The organism is Marinobacter sp. F4206, assembly GCF_019392195.1.
Taxonomy (GTDB): domain Bacteria; phylum Pseudomonadota; class Gammaproteobacteria; order Pseudomonadales; family Oleiphilaceae; genus Marinobacter.
The window spans coordinates 1,611,254-1,629,880 of sequence record NZ_JAHXKI010000002.1 but is presented as its reverse complement, the minus strand read 5'-3'; the positions used below and the strand labels follow the sequence as shown (position 1 = coordinate 1,629,880).

General features: G+C 59.2%; 17 protein-coding genes. 11 read left to right on the top strand and 6 right to left on the bottom strand.

Features of this window, described 5'->3' with window-relative positions; translation table 11 throughout:
• Positions 1–39 precede the first annotated feature (39 nt).
• From KZO34_RS09890 to KZO34_RS09880, 3 genes are all read left to right on the top strand, one after another.
• Complete coding sequence (locus tag KZO34_RS09890) at positions 40–267, top strand: GDCCVxC domain-containing (seleno)protein (protein WP_219476103.1); 228 nt, start codon at positions 40–42, stop codon at positions 265–267.
• Between the two features lie 16 nt (positions 268–283).
• Entirely contained in the window at positions 284–757 is a 474-nt protein-coding gene (locus tag KZO34_RS09885; RefSeq protein WP_219476102.1) for a GNAT family N-acetyltransferase, read from the top strand.
• 165 nt (positions 758–922) lie between these two features.
• The gene (locus KZO34_RS09880; protein WP_219476101.1) at positions 923–1,498 is read left to right on the top strand and encodes a DUF6647 family protein; all 576 of its coding nucleotides are present in this window, start codon (positions 923–925) and stop codon (positions 1,496–1,498) included.
• A gap of 44 nt (positions 1,499–1,542) precedes the next feature.
• On the opposite strand, the gene KZO34_RS09875 is transcribed toward KZO34_RS09880, so the two are convergent.
• The gene (locus tag KZO34_RS09875) at positions 1,543–2,148 is read right to left on the bottom strand and encodes a DVUA0089 family protein (protein WP_257900244.1); all 606 of its coding nucleotides are present in this window, start codon (positions 2,146–2,148) and stop codon (positions 1,543–1,545) included.
• A gap of 310 nt (positions 2,149–2,458) precedes the next feature.
• Here KZO34_RS09875 and KZO34_RS09870 point away from each other — a divergent pair, with 310 nt between their 5' ends.
• Positions 2,459–2,791, top strand: a complete 333-nt coding sequence (locus KZO34_RS09870) for a rhodanese-like domain-containing protein (protein ID WP_374706529.1) — start codon at positions 2,459–2,461, stop codon at positions 2,789–2,791.
• Between the two features lie 13 nt (positions 2,792–2,804).
• Here KZO34_RS09870 and KZO34_RS09865 read toward each other — a convergent pair whose 3' ends face one another.
• Both KZO34_RS09865 and KZO34_RS09860 read right to left on the bottom strand, forming a co-directional pair.
• Positions 2,805–4,616 carry a sensor domain-containing diguanylate cyclase gene (locus tag KZO34_RS09865; RefSeq protein WP_219476099.1) on the bottom strand — a complete coding sequence of 604 codons (1,812 nt, stop codon included), beginning with the start codon at positions 4,614–4,616 and terminating at the stop codon, positions 2,805–2,807.
• Between the two features lie 91 nt (positions 4,617–4,707).
• Positions 4,708–7,296: an EAL domain-containing protein gene (locus KZO34_RS09860; protein WP_257900242.1), complete on the bottom strand. Its 2,589-nt coding sequence runs from the start codon at positions 7,294–7,296 to the stop codon at positions 4,708–4,710.
• Between the two features lie 362 nt (positions 7,297–7,658).
• Between KZO34_RS09860 and KZO34_RS09855 the strand changes: the two genes are divergently transcribed.
• Complete coding sequence (locus KZO34_RS09855) at positions 7,659–11,210, top strand: EAL domain-containing protein (RefSeq protein WP_219476096.1); 3,552 nt, start codon at positions 7,659–7,661, stop codon at positions 11,208–11,210.
• Positions 11,211–11,236: 26 nt separating this feature from the next.
• Here the strand turns inward: KZO34_RS09855 and KZO34_RS09850 are convergent, their stop codons facing one another.
• Complete coding sequence (locus tag KZO34_RS09850; protein WP_219476094.1) at positions 11,237–11,413, bottom strand: DUF2897 family protein; 177 nt, start codon at positions 11,411–11,413, stop codon at positions 11,237–11,239.
• 59 nt (positions 11,414–11,472) lie between these two features.
• Here KZO34_RS09850 and KZO34_RS09845 point away from each other — a divergent pair, with 59 nt between their 5' ends.
• Both KZO34_RS09845 and KZO34_RS09840 read left to right on the top strand, forming a co-directional pair.
• Entirely contained in the window at positions 11,473–11,727 is a 255-nt protein-coding gene (locus KZO34_RS09845) for a hypothetical protein (protein ID WP_219476091.1), read from the top strand.
• 71 nt (positions 11,728–11,798) lie between these two features.
• Positions 11,799–12,899, top strand: coding sequence for a mandelate racemase/muconate lactonizing enzyme family protein (locus tag KZO34_RS09840; protein WP_219476089.1), 1,101 nt, complete (start codon positions 11,799–11,801; stop codon positions 12,897–12,899).
• 48 nt (positions 12,900–12,947) lie between these two features.
• On the opposite strand, the gene KZO34_RS09835 is transcribed toward KZO34_RS09840, so the two are convergent.
• Both KZO34_RS09835 and KZO34_RS09830 read right to left on the bottom strand, forming a co-directional pair.
• On the bottom strand, positions 12,948–13,514 hold the full coding sequence (locus tag KZO34_RS09835) for an outer membrane beta-barrel protein (protein WP_219476088.1): 567 nt from the start codon (positions 13,512–13,514) through the stop codon (positions 12,948–12,950).
• 139 nt (positions 13,515–13,653) lie between these two features.
• Complete coding sequence (locus KZO34_RS09830; protein WP_219476087.1) at positions 13,654–14,346, bottom strand: glutathione S-transferase family protein; 693 nt, start codon at positions 14,344–14,346, stop codon at positions 13,654–13,656.
• A 181-nt stretch (positions 14,347–14,527) separates the two neighbouring features.
• Here KZO34_RS09830 and KZO34_RS09825 point away from each other — a divergent pair, with 181 nt between their 5' ends.
• The 4 genes from KZO34_RS09825 to betI all read left to right on the top strand — a co-directional run bounded on the left by KZO34_RS09825 (position 14,528) and on the right by betI (position 18,626).
• Positions 14,528–16,414 (top strand): monovalent cation:proton antiporter-2 (CPA2) family protein, encoded by a 1,887-nt coding sequence (locus KZO34_RS09825; protein WP_219476086.1) that lies wholly within the window; start codon positions 14,528–14,530, stop codon positions 16,412–16,414.
• A gap of 118 nt (positions 16,415–16,532) precedes the next feature.
• Positions 16,533–17,642, top strand: a complete 1,110-nt coding sequence (locus tag KZO34_RS09820) for a histone deacetylase family protein (RefSeq protein WP_219476085.1) — start codon at positions 16,533–16,535, stop codon at positions 17,640–17,642.
• A 35-nt stretch (positions 17,643–17,677) separates the two neighbouring features.
• Positions 17,678–17,890: an acetyltransferase gene (locus tag KZO34_RS09815; protein ID WP_219476084.1), complete on the top strand. Its 213-nt coding sequence runs from the start codon at positions 17,678–17,680 to the stop codon at positions 17,888–17,890.
• Positions 17,891–18,017: 127 nt separating this feature from the next.
• The gene (gene betI / locus KZO34_RS09810) at positions 18,018–18,626 is read left to right on the top strand and encodes a transcriptional regulator BetI (protein WP_219476083.1); all 609 of its coding nucleotides are present in this window, start codon (positions 18,018–18,020) and stop codon (positions 18,624–18,626) included.
• The last annotated feature ends 1 nt before the right edge of the window (position 18,627 follow it).

Here is an 18,627-nt window from a genome sequence, read left to right as displayed (position 1 = left end):
TCATCGTTTGCGGAGACAACCGGGCCCAAGGAGGCAACCATGGCAGAGGTCATTCTGGAATCCACCATCACGTGTCCCGAGTGCGGCCATCAAAAAATGGAAGTGATGCCGACCAATGCTTGCCAGTATTTTTACGAGTGTGAGGCGTGCAAGGCATTGTTGAAGCCAAAAGAGGGCGACTGTTGTGTGTTCTGCTCGTTCGGCACCGTTGCGTGCCCGCCCATCCAGCAAGGGGTCGGATGTTGTGACTCCGGTGTCCGCAAATGACAGAGTTCTGGCAACTATGAAAATTCACCCCTATCTGCCCCATTGGGCCCCTGAGATTGCGGACCTGTTCCATTGGGCGGTTCATGCCATTTCTCCCTCGGTGTATGGCCCGAAGCAGAAAGAAGCCTGGGCACCCACGCCTCCCGATTACACGTATTGGTCCGAGCGCCTGGTGGAGACGAAGCCGATGGTCGCGATCATGGATGATCGTATTGCGGGCTTTATGGAGCTGGGTGAGCACGGCCACATTGACTGCGCCTATACCCATCCGGATTTCCAGCGTAGGGGTGTGGCTTCGGCGCTCTATGCGTATGTTCTGGCGGAAGCCAAAGCCAGGCACCTTGACCGTCTTTACGTCGAAGCCTCTCTCGTTGCCCGGCCGTTTTTCGAGCACCGGGGGTTCTCGGTGATCACGCAAAATGAGGTGGAGCGCAACGGCGTCACGCTGGTGAATTTCAGAATGGAGAAGCCGCTCCCGCCTGCAGACTGATGCGCTCGAGAGCAGGGAAGCGATGAATATCCGCATTGTGGGAGCCGCCGGCCATTGTGGGCTGCTTCTTTATCGCACCAGCGACAAGCCTCATTCCTCCAATCCCGTGCTAGCCTGTTGGGACAGACCACCATCCACGACACCCGCTCGTGGAAGGAGAGCCTCATGTTTCGGAGCAACGCTGAGCCCCCTGAACAGTCTCATACGGCCAGACGGGCGGCAATCGCCGCGTGGCTCTGCTTACTATGGTTGCTGGCGGCTCCGGTAACCGCGCAAAGTGCCCGTGCCGATTCCAGTAATGATCGACAGGCTGAACTCTCCGCTTTGGTTGGAACCTTGAGCGACTGGATTGTCGGGCACACCCGGTTTCCCGAAACCGAGCTACCGGTCGTTCAGTTCAAAACCCAGGACGAGTTGAAAGAGCTGTGCTTCCCGGGATTCTCCCACGATCTCTTGCCCAGCATTCGCGGGGCGTATGACGCCCGAGCGATGGTCGTGTACCTGAGTACCGAATTTGATGCGGACAGCGCTCTGAATATCAGTTACCTCCTGCATGAGCTGGTGCACCACTTCCAGGTGCAAAATCCGCCCGCTGACGGTCGTGGCTCAAAGTCTGCCATGGAGGCCGAGGCCATAAGAGTGCAGCTGAAGTGGCTGGAGCAGAACGGCGTGCAAGATGGAATGACGAAACTGGGTGTTGATGAGAATACGCTGCGGATGCTTGAAGGCTCGCCGCGATAACGCTGGGAGGGATCCCCGGGGCAAACCCCGGGGGGGAGTAGGTCTCAGACTATGCGAGTTTTTCTGAGTCCCAGGCCGAGCAGCCCCAGCCCCATAAGAGCCAGTGTGCCGGGCTCGGGCACCGAATTGGTTGGCTCATCGGGGTCGTCGGGATTGCTGGCGCTGGAGACGCCGTCCAGCCAGACGCTCCACAGAGGGCCCATGTCGACGTCATTGGCCGGCTGGTCCCAGGAGTCCAGCGCAATCGAGGTCTCGCCATCGTAGGCGAAGCCGTCGCTCAAAGCGTCGCCGTTGGCAAAATTCGCGTAGGTAGCCACCGTGAAGATGTACTCACCGGCGCTCAGGCTGGCCAGAGAGAAGCCAGAGTCGTAATAGGTTTGGGTGGCGGGGTTGATCGTCTGGTCATCGTCATTTTCGTCGATCAGGGTGCCGTCCGCCCGCCACAGTGCTGTGATGGGATCGAAGTTGGCGCCGGACTGAAAGGAATCGGTCCACACGCGCACATCGTTGGCGTCCGTATCGAGGGTGAAGTAGGTGTAGATCACGTCATTGTGGTAATCAATTTCGCCGGTGAAATTGATCGGCGCGGCGTTAACCGCGTTGGATGCGGCGAGAACAGCTCCCGCCACGAAAGCAGACATCTTATGCATAAAAGCTCCCTTAAAAAATCTATCCTTTTTAAATAGTTACGGCGACCTTAAAGATCGCCGCGGCCCATTGTCAGCAAAAGTGCGGCCACGGTTAATCTAAGTCATTAAATTCAGAAGGTTACGTTGACCTGATCCGTGGGGTGAGGTGTGGATATGACCAAACCTGTAAAAGAACCCGACGCGGGGAGCAATCGTAGGTGATATTGATATCAAGCTGTCGGTGGGATTGGTCTTTCGGGGGTGGTGCTGAACAAAACCACAGCCGGCCTGTCGAATTGGACAATGACGCGTGGAGGGATGAGAGTTGGCGATGAACTGGAGAGCGTTGAGCCGTTTTTTTCTTTTTTGGTCCGTATTTGTCTTCAGCTCCGGTGCCTGGGCAGAGACCGTCTGGATTGATGTCCGGGGTGTTTTTGAGCATGTTCTTGACAATATCGAGGGAGATATCCGCATTTCACACGACGATATCGTCGGAGAAGTGAGTGAGCAGTTCCCCGACAAGACCACCGAGATACACCTGTATTGCGCAAGTGGGACACGGGCATCCATGGCCCGCAAGGCGCTGATAGAGGCCGGCTATGAAAACGTCTGGAATGAAGGGGGAATAGACGACGCGCGCAAGGCACGAGGTTTGGAGCAGTAACAGGCGGTTTTGCCTAACTGGCTTCCGCCTCTACCACCCGGTTCCTGCCGCTCACCTTGGCCTGATACATCGCTTCGTCGGCCTTCAGCAGAAGCGCCTCAATGGTGGCTTCACCGTGATTACAGGCCAGTCCTATGCTGGCGGTAAGCACCAGGGTGTTTTCTCCCACGGTGATCTTGATGCCGGCAATGTCGCTGCGCAGTCGCTCCGCCAGGGCATGGGCGGAGTCTTTCGGTTCTCCCACGAGAAGGGCGAATTCCTCACCGCCCATCCGCCCGAACACATCGGTTGCCCGAATGCTCCTGCTGATGGTCTCGGCGAATTGGCACAGGACCGCGTCGCCGGTGCTGTGGCCGAAGGTGTCGTTGATACGCTTGAAATGGTCGAGATCAAACATGAACAGGCAACAGGGTTTTTGCTGGCGTTTCGCCAGCTTGAGCCTCAGGCAGGCATCGTGCAGGAAGCTGCGTCGGTTCAGGATGCCGGTGAGAGGGTCGGTGCGGGCTTCCTGCTCGGCCACCCGTTTGGCCTGCTCGAGTTCCCGTGTGCGGATTCGTACCTCGGCCTCCAGCCTGGACTTCGAAAGCTCCAGGTGTTCGCGGTACTGACGCTCGGCGCTTTTCTTGTCCTGATACACCCGGCGCATCTGAAAGCCCATGGCGAACATGATGGTGAGCATTTCCGAGAAGGAGGCCACCGGCGGCCAGTAGTAATTGAAGAGGGTATGCTCGACCAGTCCGAGATCCCGGAACGCCTGCATGAACAACCCCATGACCAGAAAGCTCCAGGCCAGGGAAAAAATGCCGGCTTCGGTCTGGCCCTGCCGCCAGCGGATCAGTCCAGCCACGATAACCAGCGGGTAAAGCAACAGCGCCAGGGTAATGGTGATCAGGGCAATGACCTTGATCTGGAACGCCGCAGCGAACAGAAGCAGGCCGGCGTTGGCGGTCATGAAAAGAATGACGTAGTCCAGCCGGCGGGCGTACTGGCGGGTTTGCAGGAACATCCGGGCGAACGTCAGCCCCAGCAGGATGGTCAGTGCGCCGCTGCTGGACATCAGGCTCCAGTGAAACTGGTCGCGCAGGACAAACTGGTGGGTGTAGCCAAGAATCGTGGCCCAGCAGGTAATTTTTGAGAGCGCGTAAAGCGAATAAACGAAGAACAGCACCTTGCGACTGATCAGCCCGGCGATCAGGGCGAATGTGGCCATAAGGAAAAAGCCGCCGAACAGGAAACCGATCAGGGTGGTTTCACGCAACTTCTGGGTTTCAAGCTGTTCCGGTGACCAGATGCGCATGCTGGGAAAGGCGTAACCGCTCTCTCTGGAGCCGTAGCGGATCAGCACGTCCCGGGTCTGATTGGCGGCTAACGTCAGGGGGACGACAAACCGGTTGTGTTCAACAAGGCGATGAGAAAATGGCCGTTCCATGGAGAGGCTGGCCACCTCTTTGAAATCGCCTTCGTTCCGGGGGCGACTGAACGCGTCGAGCTGGATCAGCTGGTGGTCAACGTACTCCAGATGCATCGTCAGTGGCTGGGGCAGGGGGTTCCGGAGCTGGAAATGACTCCAGTAAGCTCCGGTTTTCAGGCCGGTGGAGCCGGCGCTCTGAAGTGGGCCAAATTGGTCGGCTTCCAGGGCAGACAGCACCTGCGGAAGATCCAGATCGCCCCGCGGGTCGTGCATAATCCGGGCGTGGCCGGTTTTCTGGTCTCCCCGTTCGTTCTCACCCACCGTGATCGGCGTGTTGGCGAACACGGTCACGGACAGCAGACAAAGCACGTTCAGGACGACGGCTCGGAGAATGAGGCTGGGTTTACTGATCATGGTGGTCACTACTGGAAGCCCGCTTAGAGAATAAACGGGGGGGTAGGATGTGTCTACGATAACGACAGGTTGTCGGTGGCATGCGGTCGGATCAGTGGGTCAACAGTCTGGATAGGCCACGGCTCGCCGCCGGTTGTTTTTTGTGTTCCGCCAACCAGGATTTCAGCTCGTTTACCGGCAATGGATGGCAGAGCCAGAACCCCTGCAGCTTGTCACACCCGAGATCCTGCAACAGGCGCGCGGTTTGCTCGTTTTCGACGCCTTCTGCGATCACGGTGTAGCCCAGCCCATGGATCATGTTGATGGCGGTTTCGACGATTACCCGGGAACTCTCGCTGGCGCAGACGTCGATGATCAGTGAGCGGTCCAGTTTGATCTCGGAGGCTGGCAGCTGTTTCAGGTAGGACAGTGAGGAGTAGCCGCTGCCAAAGTCGTCGATGGAGACCCGCAGCCCGGTATTGGCCAGGGCCTTCAGCGCACGCAAGCCCCTCTCCGGGTCTTCCATGGCTGCGGTTTCGGTCAGCTCCAGGGTGAGGCGTTCGGCGTCAATGCCGTGCTGTGCCAGAACGGAATCGAGTCGTTCGCCGAGGTCCCGGGATGCCAGGTCCCGGGTCGAAATGTTGATCGACAGGGTCAGGGCGGGATGCTTCCTGAGCAGGTCAGCCAGATCATGGATACTCCGGCCGATCGCCCAGTGGGTCAACTGCCGGATCACCCCGGTTTCTTCGGCGAGTGGTACAAACTCCGACGGGGAGACCCAGCCCCGCTCAGGATGATGCCAGCGAATCAGTGCCTCGAGCCCGACGACCTCACCGCTGTTCAGACACACCTTGGGCTGATAATAGAGGTCGGTCTGGTTGTTCTGCAGCGCTTCCCGAAGATCCGACATCAGGGTCAGCCGGCTTTCGCTGTAGATATCATAATCCCGGGAATAGACGCCGGTGGCGAAAGGCCCGCGTGGCGCGATTTCCATGCCGACGTGGGCGTTGCGGATCAACAGGGCGGCGTTGTCTCCCTGTACTGGGTAACTGGCCGCGCCGAATTTCGGGTGCAGCTCGATGGCCAGGTTGTCCAGCAGAATCGGCTCAGACAACAGTCTGAGGGCCTGGTTCAGGTCTTCGAAGTTGTCAGTCGAGCCCCCGACGTTGACCAGGATCCCGAAGCAGTCACCGGACAGTTGGTAGACACACTCATCCCGGCCCTGGTCATCCTGTGTGCGATGCACCACAGGCAATTGAACGGCCAGTTTGGTCATTTGCTGGGCGAGACGCCGAAGTAGGCGTTCGCTCCGGGTCAGGCCCAGGGTCCGGTTGATTTCATCCAGGCGAGTGATGCGGGCCACGCCAACCATGTAGCGACCGTCCGGGTCCTGTGCCAGTTGCTGGTTCACCATCCACTCGAACCGGTTGCGGTTTGGCAGACCGGTCACGGGATCATGGGTCATGGCTTCGTTCAGCTTGTTTCGCGCCTCGTTGCGGGCAATTTCCTTGCGCAGGCTGTCGGCCTGGGCTTTGATCTTTTCTTCCCGCTCACGGTAAAGGCGGTCTGCCAGCGCCAGGGTCAGGATGAAGGCTTCAAGGCCGGACCCGATCTGCATCGCGTATTCGGTCATGAAATTGACCGGGAAAAAGCCCAGCGCCCGGCCGGCGGTTGCCAGCACGCCTACGGTCAGCGGGGTCCAGGCGAGGGTGAAGAAGGCGCCGGCCCGAACGCCCGCCGCCCAGGTAATGGGTCCGGCCACGAACAGCAGCGAGAAGAAGACCAGCGCCGAGATGGCGGAAAGCTTCATGGCATCGTTGTAGTCCAGCACCATCGCGGCGGCGAAGTTGATGATTTCAAAACAGATCATCGCGCGCATGGCCAGATCCAGCCGGGGACTGTGGGCCTGAACCTTCAGGAAGGTGCGGCAGAACAGCACCGAGAACAGCGCCAGGATCGGCATGGACGCCAGCAGGGCTCGGGCATGTAACCACGGGACGTCAGGATACAGCAGCTGGAAGCTGTAGCCCTTGCTTGAGGCAAAAAACAGTAAATACCCGGAGATGGCCAGCGCGTAGTACAGGTACAGGCGTTCCCGCAGTGTCAGGAACACCGCCAGGTTGATCAGGATGATGACGGTCAGGCAGCCGTAGTAGAAAAAATGCAGCTTCTGTTCGTTGGAGGCCGCGCCAAAGAACCGATTCTCTTGCCAGATGCGGAGCGGCAGAATCATGGGGCCTGCAGTCTCGATCCGGGCGTAAATGGTCTTTGTCTGATCAGGTGCCAGCGCGAAGCGCAGCAACATATTCGGGTGTTCGATTTCCCTGGGATAGAACGGACGGGTGTCGCCGGTTTTGAATTCGTGAAGCTTTTCGGAGCCGGCAAATACGTGAAAGATCACGTCATCCAGCTGGGAATAGGCCAGTTCGGCGATCAGGTTGAGCGCCTCGGGTGTCTCGTTCGTGACGGCAAACCTGAGCCAGTACGCGGAGGGGGTCATCCCGAAGGTGGCGCTGCCGGACGATTGTTGCTGCCATTCGGCGTCGGGCAGACCAAGAACCTCTTCAAGGTCGGCTCGGCCTTCAGGATCTTCCCAGTAGTCGAAATGGCTCTGGATGCTTTTGGCCCCGGCCACGGCAATGGGCTGAGTTTCCGCCTGGGCAGCAGTCCAGGTCAGCAAACACAGTATGGCCAAACTCAAGCGCAAGACTTTCGATAGGATCACGATCAACCAACCATCTTTCGGGTCGTGGAGTCTAATTGTTGTTTTCGTAATTGATCAAGATTTAATCCTATCGCCCAAAGAGCCCGAGTCTGAACGAATTTCGTGTAGAAAAATGTGTACAGATTCCTAACAGTCTGATTTCGTGCGCAATCTCCGGCCAAACCCGACCTCGTTGACAGCTGGCGGCCGTGGCCGGAGTCTGGTCATCTGGTAGTGGGGTTGGTCATTTCCTGTGCTATACCTTATGGAGGTAAAGTAGAACTCCTGTCTAGCGCGTGTAGTGCGGCAGTCAGATCAGGTGTAACGCTCGATAGATTAGGCTGCGCCTGTGGGTTTTTATGGAAAACGACTCTGCTGACTCGCTGCGCACTGGTAGCGGTGAATGGCTGCTGGGCGGAGGCGAGATGGGCGATCTTGTGCGGTCCATGGATTGGTCCGGGACCCCGCTCGGCCCCCGGCAAGACTGGCCGCAGAACCTGCGGTCTGTCATTAACCTTTGCCTGAACACCAGTTTCCCGGTCAATGTGGCCTGGGGGCCCCGGTTCGTTCAGATTTACAACGACAGTTATCGGGCCTTCTGCGGCTTCAAGCACCCGGCATCCATGGGGCAGGACATCCGTGAGATGTGGGCGTCTATCTGGCCTCAGGTGGAGGAGGCGTTCGCCACAGCGGTCAGCGGCACGCCGTCGCCCGTTGCCAATCGGCGCGTGTTTCTGGACCGGGCCGGCTATCTGGAAGAAGCCTTCTTCGCCTCGAGTTTCAGTCCGATCTTCGATGAAAACGGCAAGGTGGTCGGTATATTTCATCCGGTGACTGAACTCACCCAGCAGGTACTGGGCGAACGTCGTTTGCGGGTTATACAGTCGGTTACGGATCTTTTCTTTGGTGCTAACACGCTGGAAAGCGCCATTACCAAAACAATCAATGCACTTAAACGGCACAAGCTGGAGGTGCCGTTTGCCCTGTTCTACCTCATCGATCCCTCGGGCCGTGAAGCCTACCTGCGGGCCGCGAGCGGACTGGATTCGGCCGGCAGCGACGTGCTCGTGCCGGCGATCAATCTTCGCGACAATCACTCCATCTGGCCGATCGATGAGGCCTTGGTTGCCAGTGGCAATACGGAGTTGGCCGATCTTCCCGAACGCGTACGGATTGTCTGCTCGCCCTACGAGGAACCGGTGCAAGAGGCCCTCCTGATGCCGGTAACTGTGGCCGAGGGCGCGGTTCCCAATGGTGTCCTGATTGTTGGCGTCAGCGCCCGCAGACGGCTGGACACGGCGTACCGGAATTTCTTCGCCATGCTGCGTTATACCGTTGAGAAAGAATTGTCTCACGCGCTCTCCTACGAACGGGTGCGATTGCAGAGCGAGGCCCTTGAAGAACAGGATCGTTTAAAAACGACCTTCTTTACTCACATCAGTCACGAATTACGCACGCCCCTGACGCTGTTGCTTGGCCCGGTGTCGGAAACGCTCAAGGCCCGGGGCCGCAGTCTTTCCAAGAGTGATCGCCGGCGGCTTGAAATCGCCCATCGTAATGCCCTCCGGTTGATGAAACTGGTCAATTCGTTACTGGACTTCGCCCAGATCGAGGCTGGCCGCCCCCAACTCAGCTTTGCTCCTGTCGATCTTCCGAAAGCCACCCGGGAAGTGGCGAGCATGTTTGAATCGGCGTTCCAGATGGCAGGCGTCGAGTTGGAAATCGACTGTCCTGATGCGCCGGAACCGGCCTATGTCGATATCGGGATGTGGGAGAAGATCGTCCTGAATCTGTTGTCCAATGCCTTCAAGTTTACGCTTCGCGGTCGTGTCACCCTTCGTTTGACCTGGCAGGCGGACCAGATAGAGCTGATCGTGGAAGACACCGGCATTGGTATCGCCGAGAGCGAGCTTCCGAAAGTTTTCGATCGGTTTCATCGGGCGCCCAAGGGCGCGAGCCGAACCTATGAGGGTAGCGGGATTGGTCTGGCATTGGTCCGGGAACTGGTCAAGTTGCACAGCGGCACCATCACCGCAGAAAGTGTACCGGATCAGGGTACCCGGTTTACCGTGCGCGTGCCGCGAGGGAAAGCCCATCTGCCTGAGGATCAGGTGACCGGCGCACTGCCACACGACGTCAGTATGGCGGGCCACGCCTATATCGCTGAGGCCATGCAGTGGTTGGGGATAGACGCCACGCCCGCGTCAAAACCGGGGGGCCACTCGCGGGAGGACACGAGTGCGCGGGTGTTGGTGGTCGATGATACCGCCGATATGCGCCGATACCTCTACGATATTCTCTCCCCCTATTGCCGGGTGCAAACCGTGGCAGATGGCCAGCAGGCTCTGGAGGCAATCCGCCAGGATCCCCCGGACTTGGTCATCAGCGATCTAATGCTTCCGAACGTTGATGGGTTTGAGCTCGTGAAGACGATTCGTTCGTCTGAGGCCTTTAATCGGTTACCGGTCATTCTGCTTTCGGCCAGGGCCGATGAAGAGGCGCGGGTGGAAGGACTGCATTCCGGTGCCGATGACTACCTCGTCAAACCCTTCTCTGTCGCCGAACTTCTTGCTCGGGTCCAGCTGCATCTGAGTACCGGTCGCTCCTGGCGACGGGCTGTGGAGAAGGCCCGGCATGACGATCTGACCGATCTCCCCAATCGGACCTTGATTTACGAGTTCACCGAGCGACTGATTGCGAGTGCGGGACGGGCGCACTCGCACATGGCGGTGCTGTTCATCGATATGGATCGGTTCAAACCCATCAACGATCAGCACGGGCACGCCGTTGGGGATGCGGTGCTCATCGAGGTTGCCTGTAGGCTCAGAGAAGGGGTGCGCGACGAGGACTCGGTCGGACGCCTGGGGGGCGACGAGTTCCTGGCGGCGCTCTCCCACCTGCACGCCCCCTCCGATGCTGCGACAGTCGCCAGACACCTCGTCAAAGTCCTCTCTCGACCTTACCAGGTGCATGGCCTGGTCCTGCACACCACGCCAAGCATTGGTGTTGCGCTTTACCCCGAGGACGGCACCACTCCCGATGAACTGACCCGGGCGGCCGATCAGGCCATGTACCTGGCCAAATTGTCCGGCAATGGTCAGGTTCGTTATTACGAAAGGGAGGCTAATCAACGTGAAGAACAAACCAGCCTTATTGAAAAGCGCTTCAAGCGTGCACTCACTCAGGGCGAATTCGAACTCCATTACCAGCCCGTTGTCGATCTTTTGCACGGTCAGTTAACGGGTGTCGAGGCGTTTATCCGTTGGCCGGGGACCAGCTTCGGACCGAAAGATTTTCTTCCGGTGGCGGAGTCGTGCGGCTTGATGGAAAAGCTTGGTGACTGGATCATCAACGAAGCCTGCCATCAGCTTAGGGTGTGGGGTGATGAGGGCATGCCGCCGATTACGCTGTCGATCAATGTCTCGCCCATGCAATGCCGTCAGGCCCAGCTCGTGCGCCGCCTGATGCGCTCGGCGGCCGAAAACGGGCTAACGCCGGGCTCCATCCAGATTGAAATCACAGCCTCGGAAATATTCAAGGGCGACGACACGAATATTTTGCAGCTACTTCGAAAGTTGAAGTCAGTGGGCTTCAAATTGGCACTCGATCACTTTGGCAGTGAGGAGTCCAGTCTCAATCATCTGGTAGAGCTGGCGCCCGACACTCTGAAAATGGACCAGAAATTCAGCCAGTCGAATGGCCGTGATGCCGAACAACTTGCGGTGGTCAACGGCATCGTTTCGTTGGGCTCGGCCCTCGGGTTCCAGGTGGTCGCTGAGGGGATCGAGAACGCGGGTATATTGACCACCTTACAATCGGCCGGCTGCCGGGATTTCCAGGGTTTTCATATCTGCCCGCCGTTGGCCGCAAACGATTTCACGCACTGGTATCACGACTGGCAGGCCGGGTAGCGCCAGTGCGGGAGCTACCCGGCCTGCTATTTCCAGTCATCCTCCGCTTTTTCCCTGGCCTCCTGCTCCGCCTTCCGTTTGCGGATTTTGTCCATTTTTTCGTCGGAGATGTGCATGCTGTTGGCGGAGTTCCGGAGAATCATCAGGCCGCCGACAATGAGGGCCAGGGCGAGGATGACGAATACCCATCCGATGGTTGGCATAAACGAGACTCTCTGTGTGGGTGTTTATCTATAATGCCCCCCCCGGTAAGGTATCGTCTATGACACCTGAACAATGGCAGACCGTTCTCGATACCATCCCCGACGTTCGCGACGGCCTGACCCGAACCGAGCGACTGATTCTCTACGTGATCCACGAGACCGAGCGTGAGCTGAACGGGCGGAATGTGCCCACCGCCATGCTTTACGGTCGGGTGCTGGAATACGTCGATTTGAGCGAAGCCGAGCTGCACGACTATCTCGACCGTCTGGGCGTGAAAGGCGACGGTTATTCCAATCCCGTTAATCCCCGGTAAATAACGGCAGCACCGGTGCCGGCGGACTATGCTCAGAAGATGCAGCAACACCCTGGCACGGGAGGCTTGCCATGCGCATCGAGAGCATTGCCGTTTACACCGCCGACTTGCCGTACACGGGCAAGGCCTACGCCTTTGCTGGCGGACGGTCCCATCAGGTGTTCACCAGCACGGTCGTGGTACTGACCACCACTGCCGGGGTGGCAGGCTATGGTGAGGTCTGCCCCTGCGGACCGAACTATATGGCGGCTTTCGCGGAGGGCCTGCCCTCGTGTCTGTCGGTACTCGCACCCAGCGTCATCGGTGGCGATCCCCGCCACATCACCCGCATCCACGAAAGCATGGACCAGGCACTGACCGGCCACGCGGTGGCCAAGGCCGCCATCGATATGGCGTGCTGGGACCTGTTGGGCAAGTCGGCGCGCCTGCCGGTCTATATCCTGCTGGGCGGCCTGCTGTCCCCGTCGATGCCTCTGCACCGGATCGTGCCGCTGGCGGAACCGGCGGAGATGGAAGCGTCGTTGAGCCGGTATCGCTCCGAGGGCTTCCGACATATTCAGATCAAACTGGGTCACCGGGTCGAAGAGGACATCGAACTGATGCAGACCCTGGCCAGGAAAAAGCAGCCGGACGAAGTCTGGGTGGGTGACATCAACGCCGCCTGGCGTCGCGATGAGGCCCTGCGGTTCTCCCGGGCGCTGGAAGATCTGGATCTGTACCTCGAACAGCCCTGTCGCGGCTACGAGGAATGCCTGTCGATCCGGGGCCGGGCCCGGCATCCGGTGAAGCTGGATGAAAGCCTCAACTCCCTGGCCGATGTCCAGCGTGCGCTCCGGGACGATGCCATGGATGCCATGGCGCTGAAAGTGAGCAAGTTTGGCGGCCTGACACCATCCCGCATCATCCGGGACCTGTGCGTGGAGGCGGGCATTGCCATGACCATCGAGGATGCCTGGGGCAGTGGCATTGCAACTGCCGCGTATGCCCATCTGGCCGCCAGCACGCCGCCCCGGGCCTTGCTCAATACCACCGATTTGCATAACTACAATACAGTACAGCTGGCGGATGGGGCGCCCGAAGTGTCGGGGGGACGCATGACTCTGAGTGATCGGCCGGGTCTGGGGGTGACGCCGGATTTCGGGGTGCTGGCACTGCATGAGGTGTACGAGTAGAAAGTGCCGGGACCGCCAGTACCTGGAGTACTGCCCGGTGTTGTGGGTTCAGAACGTGTAGGCCGCGCCTACGGAGAAGTAGTCGATGTCGAAGTCATCAAGATCGTACCGTTCGTATTCCGCTCGTAGCTGGAAGGAAAACAGATTGAACCGGGCGCCGATTCCGTAAAGCGGGTCGGTTCCGTCGTCGTCGAAATTGACACCTTTGAAATCGGAGTCCCAGGCGATAACGCCAGCCTTGGCAAACAGGCCGATGGGGCCCAGCTTGATGCCGGCTAACCCGGCGCCGGTCCAGCCATTGATATCAAGGCCGGCGTCGGTGAGCGTGCCGATACTGCCATTGAAACTGCCGAAATCGACATAGGCGCCTTCCACCGCCAGATCCACCAGGGGAATCAGGCCGAAGTTATAGCCACCAAAAATCTTGTAACCGGTATCGTCGTCGTCAAAGTCCACGTCAAAATCGACATCATCCAGCGATCGGTTATCCCTGAAGTCAATTTTAGCCTGACCGACTGAGGCGCCAAGGTACAGGCCGCTGTCGCTGCCTGCGAAGGTAGTACCCGATACTGCAAATAGGGAGACTGCAAGAGTGAGAGGAATTACAGGTTTCATGGTCTTAGCCTCCTTTGCTAAGAGAGCATCGGTTAAAAATTAGGCGATTGTCTGACATTTGTCGAATTATTAACCAGGAATCGTCCAGAATTTTTCTAACCGCCAAATCTCGCAGTTTTTTTGCCTCGTGTTGTGACAGTCAAGGCGCTATCGATTGGCGCCGGTCTGCCACCACCGTGCCAATCTTCTCGCAGTCGCCTTCGTGCTCATGATCAATCCAGGGTTCCAGCAGGGCCTGCTCGGCCCACGTCTTCATACCCGGCAAAGCCAGCATGTGTTGGATGTAACCGTTCATGGCGGGGTTGCGCTCCAGACCATAGCCCTCGAATCGGAACACCACCGGGGCAAAGAAAGCGTCCACCGCCGTGAACCGGTCGCCGGCCAGGAAGGGCCCGCCGAACCGGTTCAGGCCGTCCAGCCAGAGGGCGGCAATGCGTCCGACATCCCGAGCCAGCGCCGGAGGCGTCTCGTTCACCCGTACCGTCACGCCGATATTCATGGAGCACAGGTCGCGCAGGGCCTGAAAGCCGGAGTGCATTTCGGCGCACGCGCTGCGGGCCCAGGCCCGGGCGACGGGATCGGCGGGCCAGACTTCGGGGTAGTCATCGGCCAGGTGCTCGGCAATGGCGAGGGAATCCCAGACCCTGACGTTGCCGTCCTTCAGCGTGGGTACCTTGCCGCTGCCCCCTTCTGCCCGGAAGGCCCCCCACACCGTTTCATCGCCGAACGGCAGCATGTGTTCTTCAAACGGGATGCCAAGCTCATGCATCAACAGCCAGGCCCTTAGCGACCATGAGGAGTAGTTTTTGTTGGCAATATACAGAGTGGTCATGGCGCGGGCCCTTTTCGGAGTGGGTTGGGTTATGCTCGGGGAGCTGTTCGTAACTACACTTTATAAGTCCGGGATATCAGTGGTCTATCGGATTTCGTTGCATGGAGCGTTTGTGTTTCATGAATACCAGTAAACTCAGATCGGATCGAATCCGGCCCGTGTCAGGTGGAGAGTTCGTGAAATGACGGCCTATTTCATTCAGGCGTTTATTTATTTGGCGGCCGCGGTGATCGCCGTGCCCCTGGCCAGGCGGCTCGGGTTGGGCTCAGTTCTGGGTTATCTGGTTGCGGGTGTGGTGATTGGTCCGGTAACCGGCCTGGTGGGCCAGGAAGCAACCACCATCCAGCATTTCGCGGAATTTGGCGTGGTGATGATGCTGTTCCTGGTGGGGATGGAGCTGGACCCCAAGGCGCTTTGGGCCATGCGGGTGCGTCTGTTGGGGCTGGGCGGACTGCAGGTGGTGCTGACCACCGCCGCCGGCACGGCGGTGGCCTGGTGGCTCGGGTTGCAGTGGCAAACCGCGCTGACGGTGGGCCTGATCTTTGCCCTGTCGTCCACGGCCATCGTGTTGCAGACCCTGAACGAAAAGGGTCTGGCCAGAACCGAGGGCGGGCGCAGTGCGTTTTCGGTGCTGCTTTTCCAGGACATCGCGGTGATTCCCATGCTGGCCCTGATCCCGTTGCTGGCGCTGCCGGAGCTGATGGCGGCGTCCGGGGACGGGGCCGGTCACGACAGCGGCCTGAGCCTGGTGGCTGATCTGCCGGGCTGGGCCCACGCCCTGGTGGTGATCGGGGCGGTTGCCCTGGTGATTGTGGGTGGCTTCTATCTGAGCCGCCCGATGTTCCGGTACGTGGTGCAGTCCGGTCTGCGGGAAGTGTTTACCGCGATGGCCCTGATGCTGGTCATCGGTATCGCCGCGTTGATGAGTCTGGTCAACCTGTCGCCGGCACTGGGCGCCTTCCTGGCCGGCGTGGTACTGGCCAACAGCGAGTTCCGCCATGAGCTGGAAGCCAACATCGAACCCTTCAAGGGCCTGCTGCTGGGCCTGTTTTTCATCACCGTGGGGGCCGGGATCAATTTTGAGGTGCTGGTGGCCCAGTGGGGTACGATTGTGTCCCTGGGGGTTGCCGTGATCGCCGTGAAGGCGCTGATCCTGCTGGTGCTGGCGTTGTTGTTCGGCATTCATGGCAGTAATGGCTGGCTGTTTACCCTGGGCCTGGCCCAGGCGGGGGAATTCGGGTTCGTACTCCTCACCTACAGTGTGCAGAACGCCGTGATTCCGGTGGAAACCTCACAGGTCCTGTCCCTGGTGGTGGCGATGTCGATGTTTCTCACCCCGGTTCTGTTCATTGTCTATGACCGAGTGGTTCTCCCCCGGTATCGGCGTTCCAAGAATGATGAGCGCGAGGCCGACACCATTGACGACCGGGCACCGGTCATCGTCGCCGGTATTGGCAGGTTCGGACAGATCGTCTGCCGCCTGCTCCGGGCCAATAACATCCCCATCGTGGTGCTGGATCACGAGATCGAGCAGATCGAGAACGTTCGTCGCATCAACATCAAGAGCTTCTTTGGTGACGCCAGTCGCCCGGAATTGCTGGAAACCGCGGGCATTGAGGATGCCCGGTTGCTGGTGGTGGCCATTGACGACCGGGACCGGACGCTGCGCATTGTGGAGCATGTGAAAAAATTCTACCCCGGAGTCTGGGTACTGGCGCGGGCGTTCGACCGCGGCCACAGCTACCAGTTGCGGGTGGCCGGCGCCGACGACGTGGTGAGTGAAACCTATCACTCGGCGTTGGAGTTGGGTGGCCATGCGCTGACCGCCATGGGGGTGCATCCGCTTCGGGCCAAACAGATGACCTGGGCGTTCGTTGAGAACGAGGAGGCCCACGAGGACGAGCTGTTTGACGCCTGGCTGGAACTTGAGGAGGGCATTGGCTTCAGTCCACGCTACGGCGAGCTTTTCATGAAGCTGGAGGAGGCTCTGAGCAGTGCCATGAACAAGGACTGGGAAGAGCCCAAAAAGGAGGATGTGCCCATCTGGACGCCACCGGACGATCACTGACCGGCAACTGTGCCTGGGCCTGCTCCGGGCACTGTCGCGCCGTCGGTTTTGGGACTATGCTGTGCTCAGGAATCCGCTCTTGAGCAAGAGCCCATGAACCGACATTCCGGGGTGTACTGTGGCAGAGTCTAAAGGGGTTACCGTGTTCTACGACGAGCGAGTGCTCAATCACTCTCCGGACGTAAACGCGGCGTTTCTTCCCGGACGGCTGGATAAACGCGTTCGGAACATTCTGTCCGGGTTGAATGTGCAGTGGAAATACCCGGAGCACCCCGGACGCATCCGGGCCATTATCGATCTGCTGGAGCGAGAGCCGGTGCCCGGTGTCCGGTTTGCCTCTGGCAAAGCCGCGACCCGTGAGCAGTTGGCGCGCGTACACACCACCTCCTACCTGGACGACGTCTTTTCCCTGCGCAACAAGAACGCCTGGCTCGATGTGGATACCACCGCAGTGTCACCGGGCAGCGTTGAGGCCGCCGAAGTCGCGGCGGGTACCGCGATTGCCGCCGTTGAGGCGGTCATTTCCGGAGCCTCCCGCAGTGCGTTTGCGCTGGTCCGGCCGCCGGGCCACCACGCCGAGCCGGTCAGGGCCCGCGGTTTCTGCCTTTTCAATAACGTGGCGGTAGCGGCAGCCCACGCCCATGCTGAGCTGGGATGCAAACGTATCCTGATTCTTGACTGGGACGCCCATCATGGCAACGGCACCCAGGATATCTTTTGGGCCGATCCGGATGTCCTGTTCTTCGACATTCACCGGGCCGCCCCTTTCTACCCGGGCAGCGGCGGCCTGCAGGAGGTCGGCGCCGGCCTCGGGGAAGGCACCACGGTAAACGTGCCCATGCCCGGTGGCTCTGGTGATGTGGCCTATCTCAAGGCATTGAATGACATCCTGGTGCCGGCGGCGGAGTATTTCGAACCGGATCTGATCCTGGTGTCGGCAGGATTTGACGCGCACTGGTATGACCTTGCCATGAATGTTTCCTACGAAGGCTTTGCCGCCATGACCGGGGTGGTCCAGTCCCTGGCGGACCGTCTGTGTGATGGACGTCTCGCGTTCGTGCTGGAAGGCGGCTATAACACCGAGTCGCTGGCATGGGGAGTGCGATCGGTACTGGGCGTTCTTGCCGGCGGAGCCATCCCGGAGCCGAGGGTGTCAGGCATGGCCGAAGTGGACGAGGCGATCGATTTTCACCTCAGCGCTTTCACCGACGACCCGCCCGGTGGGTGACAGCAACACCAACATGACAGAAGCAGGAGATCGATATGTTTGTGGCAGAGAAATCCACCGGACATCTGATCGAGGTACTGGATTCCCGGAGCCTGTTTGACCCCCATGAGCCCCGTATCAAAGGCAGCTTGCACTACGGTGAGGAAGCCCAGGACCCTGAGTTCTATGATAAATCCGAGCTGAGCTTCCCGTCCGGCGAATCCCTGCCGCGATGCTGGACCGATGCCGACTATCGGCGCAAACGCTGACGTTTCGCCTGCCTGATTCCTGACTGCTTTTTGCTCAAAGTTGAAAGCTCTTCGCCGTTCCGGTAGTCTTTATTTTAATTGAACGTTCAATTAATAAAAAAGATACGGAAACAGCAGCGAAGTCGCTATGCCAAAAGTTGGAGTGAAAGACACCCGCAAACAGCAGCTGATCGACGCCACCATGCATTCCATTGCGGAGCTGGGGATGCAGAACACGACCATCGTCAGCATCAGCAAACGGGCGGGGATGTCCTCGGGCATCATCAGCCACTATTTCGGCGGCAAGCAGGGCCTGATTGAAGCGGCGTTGCGGTATTTGCTGGATCAGCTCGGCAAAGAGCTCCGGGAGCGCATGGCACGGACCGACGGATCGCCGGAACAGCGCCTGAATTGCATCGTCGAGTCCAATTTTTCCGAGTTCCAACGCTCGGCGCTGGCGGCGAAAACCTGGCTGAGTTTCTGGGCCCGTTCCATGCACGAACCGGGTCTGAAACGACTGCAACAGATCAACAACGCGCGATTGTACAGCAATTTGCGCTACTCCTTTGCCCAGGTGCTTGCACCGGGCGCCGCAACAGCCGCGGCACGGCAGACTGCCGCGATGATCGACGGCTTCTGGTTGCGCAGTGCCCTGAGCCTGGATCCGGAGGAGAGCTTCGAGGCCGGCGAGACCCTGTGCAAACGCTTCGTACACGAAGCCCTCACGCAGGCCGAGACAACGAATTCATTACTTTGAG

What these genes read in the sequence shown, in the direction of transcription:
- KZO34_RS09890 (WP_219476103.1), top strand. Translation starts at nt 40, where the DNA reads ATGGCAGAGGTCATTCTGGAATCCACCATCACGTGTCCCGAGTGCGGC.
- KZO34_RS09885 (WP_219476102.1), top strand. Translation starts at nt 284, where the DNA reads ATGAAAATTCACCCCTATCTGCCCCATTGGGCCCCTGAGATTGCGGAC.
- KZO34_RS09880 (WP_219476101.1), top strand. Translation starts at nt 923, where the DNA reads ATGTTTCGGAGCAACGCTGAGCCCCCTGAACAGTCTCATACGGCCAGA.
- KZO34_RS09875 (WP_257900244.1), bottom strand. Translation starts at nt 2,148, where the DNA reads ATGCATAAGATGTCTGCTTTCGTGGCGGGAGCTGTTCTCGCCGCATCC.
- KZO34_RS09870 (WP_374706529.1), top strand. Translation starts at nt 2,459, where the DNA reads ATGAACTGGAGAGCGTTGAGCCGTTTTTTTCTTTTTTGGTCCGTATTT.
- KZO34_RS09865 (WP_219476099.1), bottom strand. Translation starts at nt 4,616, where the DNA reads ATGATCAGTAAACCCAGCCTCATTCTCCGAGCCGTCGTCCTGAACGTG.
- KZO34_RS09855 (WP_219476096.1), top strand. Translation starts at nt 7,659, where the DNA reads ATGGAAAACGACTCTGCTGACTCGCTGCGCACTGGTAGCGGTGAATGG.
- KZO34_RS09850 (WP_219476094.1), bottom strand. Translation starts at nt 11,413, where the DNA reads ATGCCAACCATCGGATGGGTATTCGTCATCCTCGCCCTGGCCCTCATT.
- KZO34_RS09845 (WP_219476091.1), top strand. Translation starts at nt 11,473, where the DNA reads ATGACACCTGAACAATGGCAGACCGTTCTCGATACCATCCCCGACGTT.
- KZO34_RS09840 (WP_219476089.1), top strand. Translation starts at nt 11,799, where the DNA reads ATGCGCATCGAGAGCATTGCCGTTTACACCGCCGACTTGCCGTACACG.
- KZO34_RS09835 (WP_219476088.1), bottom strand. Translation starts at nt 13,514, where the DNA reads ATGAAACCTGTAATTCCTCTCACTCTTGCAGTCTCCCTATTTGCAGTA.
- KZO34_RS09830 (WP_219476087.1), bottom strand. Translation starts at nt 14,346, where the DNA reads ATGACCACTCTGTATATTGCCAACAAAAACTACTCCTCATGGTCGCTA.
- KZO34_RS09825 (WP_219476086.1), top strand. Translation starts at nt 14,528, where the DNA reads ATGACGGCCTATTTCATTCAGGCGTTTATTTATTTGGCGGCCGCGGTG.
- KZO34_RS09815 (WP_219476084.1), top strand. Translation starts at nt 17,678, where the DNA reads ATGTTTGTGGCAGAGAAATCCACCGGACATCTGATCGAGGTACTGGAT.
- betI (WP_219476083.1), top strand. Translation starts at nt 18,018, where the DNA reads ATGCCAAAAGTTGGAGTGAAAGACACCCGCAAACAGCAGCTGATCGAC.